This is a genomic window from Massilia sp. YIM B02769, assembly GCF_030411995.1.
GTDB lineage: Bacteria > Pseudomonadota > Gammaproteobacteria > Burkholderiales > Burkholderiaceae_D > Telluria.
In genome coordinates, this window is the sequence record NZ_JASNRC010000033.1 from 1 (window position 1) to 4,335 (window position 4,335).

Annotated in this window: 2 protein-coding genes and 1 pseudogene; all 3 read right to left on the minus strand. The window is 66.0% G+C overall.

The window, feature by feature from the left end; translation table 11 throughout:
- A pseudogene (locus QPK31_RS25990) lies at positions 1-1,180 on the minus strand (autotransporter domain-containing protein); the annotation flags it as partial.
- Positions 1,181-1,236: 56 nt separating this feature from the next.
- Positions 1,237-1,818 (minus strand): ESPR domain-containing protein, encoded by a 582-nt coding sequence (locus QPK31_RS25995; RefSeq protein ID WP_290425778.1) that lies wholly within the window; start codon positions 1,816-1,818, stop codon positions 1,237-1,239.
- A gap of 216 nt (positions 1,819-2,034) precedes the next feature.
- Entirely contained in the window at positions 2,035-4,068 is a 2,034-nt protein-coding gene (locus tag QPK31_RS26000; RefSeq protein ID WP_290425779.1) for a tetratricopeptide repeat protein, read from the minus strand.
- Positions 4,069-4,335: the final 267 nt, after the last annotated feature.

Genomic DNA, 4,335 nt, shown 5'->3' on the forward strand with positions numbered 1-4,335 from the left:
CGATATCGAAGACGCCATTGTTCAGCAAGCCCTCGGAGGCGGCGATGCTGCCCGAACCCGACAGGGACAGATTGCCCCACTCGCCGACCGTGGTCGCACCGGTGTAGGTGTTTGCGCCAGCCAGATTCTCGTAACCCCCGGTGATCGCCAGACCGCCCGCGCCTTCGATCACGCCCGCGAACTGGTCGTGCGCGTTCGTCAGGGTCAGGGTCTGGCCGCCCAGCAGCACGGCGCCGGAGCCGGACAGCGACTGCACTTCTGCGCCGCTATTCGTCGCGGCGATATCGAAGACCCCATTGTTCAGCAGACCCTCGGAGGCGGCGATGCTGCCCGAACCCGACAGGGACAGACTGGACCACTGGTCCACCGTGGTCACGCCGGTGTAGGTATTCGCCCCGCTCAGGACTTCGTGGCCGCCTGCGACCGTCAGGCCGCCCCAGCCATTGATCGTGCCTGCGAACTGGTCGTGTGCATTCGTCAAAGTCAGGGTCTGGCCGCCCAGCAGGACGGCGCCCGAGCCCGACAGCGACTGCACGTCGGCGCCGTTGTTCGTCGCAGCGATGTTGAAGTAGCCATTGTTCAGCAAGCCCTCGGATGCGGCGATGCTGCCCGAGCCGGACAGCTCCAGGGTCGACCATTCGCTGACGCTGGTGGCGCCGGTGTAGGTATTCGCTCCGCTCAGGACTTCGTAACCGCCGGCGACCGTCAGGCCGCCAGCGCCTTCGATCACGCCAGCGAACTGGTCGTGCGCGTTGGTCAGGGTCAGCGTCTGGCCGCCCAGCAGGACGGCGCCCGAACCCGACAGCGATTGCACCTGCGCGCCGCTGTTCGTCGCAGCGATATCGAAGACGCCATTGTTCAGCAAGCCCTCGGAAGCCGCGATGCTGCCCGAACCCGACAAGGCCAGACTGGACCACTGGTCCACCGTCGTCACGCCGGTGTAGGTATTCGCGCCGCTCAGGACTGCGTGGCCGCCGGCGACCGTCAGGCCGCCCCAGCCGTTGATCGTGCCTGCGAACTGGTCGTTTGCGTTGGTCAAGGTCAGCGTCTGACCGCCCAGCAGCACGGCGCCCGAACCGGACAGCGATTGCACCTGCGCGCCGTTGTTCGTGGCGGCGACGTCGAACACGCCATTGTTGAGCACGCCGCTCGACAGCGCAACCGCGCCCGAGTCGCTCAAAACAAGCCGGCCCTGTTCGCCGATGGTTGTCGCGCCGGTATAGCTGTTGGCCGCGCTCAGGGTCTCGTAACNAGCGCAACCGCGCCCGAGTCGCTCAAAACAAGCCGGCCCTGTTCGCCGATGGTTGTCGCGCCGGTATAGCTGTTGGCCGCGCTCAGGGTCTCGTAACCGCGATCGACAGTGAAACCGCCCGCGCCCTGGATTGTGCCGTCATATACTCCATCCGCCGATGTCAGCGTCAGCGTCTTGTCGCCCAGCAGCACGGAGCCCGAGCCCGACAGGCTCAGCAGGTTGGTGCCGTTGTCGGTCCCGCTGATGTGCAGCGTGCCATTGTTCTCCAGGCGCCAGTTCGCCGCGTCGGCGTTCGTGCCGTCGCTATCGGACAGGTAAATGTCAGTGCCTTCCGGTATCTCATCAAGCGACGAGCTCATCTGGGCAAACGAGGCCAGCGGGAACAGGGCGATGACGGCAGCGGCCAGGATCTTGCGCGTTCCCTGGAAAGTCTCGGCGCTGTCGCTCACGACGCGACCGACGGGCGTGTCGGTGACGCCATCCTTGCCGTGGGAGGTGCCGACTTCGGCAACGGCCATCAGCATGTGACGTTTGGTATTCCAGACCAGGCGATAGATATGATTCATTAGCGATGAAGTAAATGGACGTGAAGCCTTGAACGGACCGTTGCCGCAAGAGCAAAATTCTGGAGAGCATTGCGAATGAACGCAGCGCAACAAAGTAGGTATTATCCTACAGAGGGCATGCTACATGGAAAGATCTTGTACTAGAGGGGACGGTTCTTGCACAGAAACAACAATCTGCGCAGGCGCAGGCGTGAGGCCATGCTTCGAAACCAGCAATTACATGCCGGCCAGCGTAGCCAGGTCGGCGGTCACCTCGCGCACGACCTGCTCCCATTCGCCGGCACGCTGCTGCCGGTACAGCCTGAGTACCTTCGGGTACCACGGCGTATCGTGGCGGTCGACCAGCCAGCGCCAGTCGGGATGAACAGCGGGCAGCAAGACCCAGCAGGGTTTGCCGAGCGCCCCCGCGACGTGGGCGACGGCGGTGTCCACGCAGATGACCAGGTCGAGCGCTTCGACAATGGCGGCGGTATCGCCGAAATCGCCGATCTCGGGGCCGAGTTCGGTCAGCGCGAACGCGCCAGTTGTGCCGGGGGCCGGCTCGCCGTCCATGCCGCGCTGCAGGCCGAAGAAGGAGACGTTCGGGATCGACCATAGCGGCGCGAGTGCCTCCAGGCCGGGCAAGGAGCGGTGCGTGTCGTTGACGTGGCCGGCAAAGCCGCGCCATACCAATCCAACGCGCAAACCAACGCGCTGCCCAACACGCAGGCCAGCACCCGCACGGCCTGCAGCCTGCACGGACGCCAGCCGCGCCTGCCACCGGGCGCTGCGCACCGGATCGGCTGCGAGGTAAGGCAGTGCCGCCGGCAGGTTGTCCAGCGAGGTATGGAAGTGCATCGGCAGGCTGAGCATGAAGACCCAGAAGTCGTGCGCTTCCAGGCGCGCCACGTCGCCGGCGCCGAACACGGTGTCGGCCCCCGGCGCTGTCCGCAGCAAGGGGAGCAGCGGATCGTGGCAGACCAGGGTGACGTGGCGCGCGCCGGCCGCCTTCAGTAGCGGCAGGTAGCGCACGAACTGGATCTGGTCGCCGAAGCCCTGCTCGGGCCAGACCACGATGCTTTTTCCGGCCAGGCTTTCGCCACGCCACTGCGGAAAAGCCAGGCGCGGCGCGCGCGCGATCGGGCGCGCCAGCGCGGGGTCGTAGCGCGCCTCCATCCAGGGCCACCCCTCGTCCAGGCGGCCCTGCGCAAGGAGCAGGAAGCCCAGGTTCCAGCGCGGCTCCGGATAGCCGGGGTCGGCCGCGGCCGCCTCGCGGTAGACCGTTTCGGCCTCGGCCAGGCGCCCCTGGCGCTGGAGCAGCGTGGCGAGGTTGTTCAAGGTCTTGGCGTAGGCTGGGCGCAGCACGAGCGCGCGCCGGTAAGCCGCTTCGGCGTCGGCGTCGCGCCCCATGTGCTGGTAGAGGTTGGCCAGCGAATTCAGGCCTTCGATGTCGTCCGGGCGCAGCGCCCGGTATTCGCCAAGCGCGGCCAGCGATTCCGGGAAGCGCCTGCGCTGCATGTAGAGCAAACCAAGGTTGTGCCAGGCGTCGGGATAGCCGGGCCGCAGGGCCAGGGCGCGTCGGTAGCCGGCTTCGGCGGCCGCGTGCCGCTTCAGGCTGGCGTCCAGCACGGCGCTGTTGTTCCACAACTCGGCGCTCTGCGGACGCAGCGACCGCGCCGCATGGAAGCACGCGGCGGCTTCATCCAGCCGGCCAAGGCGATGCAGCAGGCTGGCGCGCCGCTGCAGCGAATCGACGTCGTTCGGATCGAGCGTCACCGCATCGCCGAAACGGCGCTCTGCCTCTTCCAACCGGCCGAGCCGTTCAAGTACCACCCCGAGGTTGGCGCTATTGAGCGCATGGTGCGGGCGCAGCGTCAGCGCGCGCTCGTGCGCCTCGGCGGCGGCGGCGAAAGCACCGCCCTGCTGGTACAGCAAGCCAAGGTGGTAATGGGCGTCGGCATACGCGGGTTGTAGGGCCACCGCGCGCAGGTAAGCCGCTTCGGCTTCGGCCGCGCGGCCCTGGTCTTGCAGCATGATGCCGAGGTTGTTCCAGCTGGCGGCATGGTCCGGCGCACATGCGATGGCCCTGCGCGCGCAGCGTTCGGCTTCACCGGCCTGCCCCAGCGCCCGTGCGCAGGCGGCGGCCAGGTTCAACGCATCGACGTTCGCCTCCTCGCCTTCCAGCAAATCCGCCACCAGCCCCCGCGCCTGTTCAAAGCGCTGATTATTAAAGGCGGCAATGGCGGCGGCAATGCGTTGGCTCGGAGTCATAAATGCAAAAACAGGGGACAAGCCTGCATTGTCCCATACAGGAATACAGCGTAGGGTGGGTTCTCGAACCCACCGGGTTTTGTGTTGATGGCGTTGTGGTGGGGACGAGTCCCCACCCTACTATGCACAGCCGTTCGCGCAAATGGACGCACCAAAGCAAAAAGCCCGCTAGCTTTCGCTAACGGGCTTTCGCATATAACTAGCCTGACGATAACCTACTTTCACACTGGTTGCAGCACTATCATCGGCGCAAAGTCGTTTCACGGT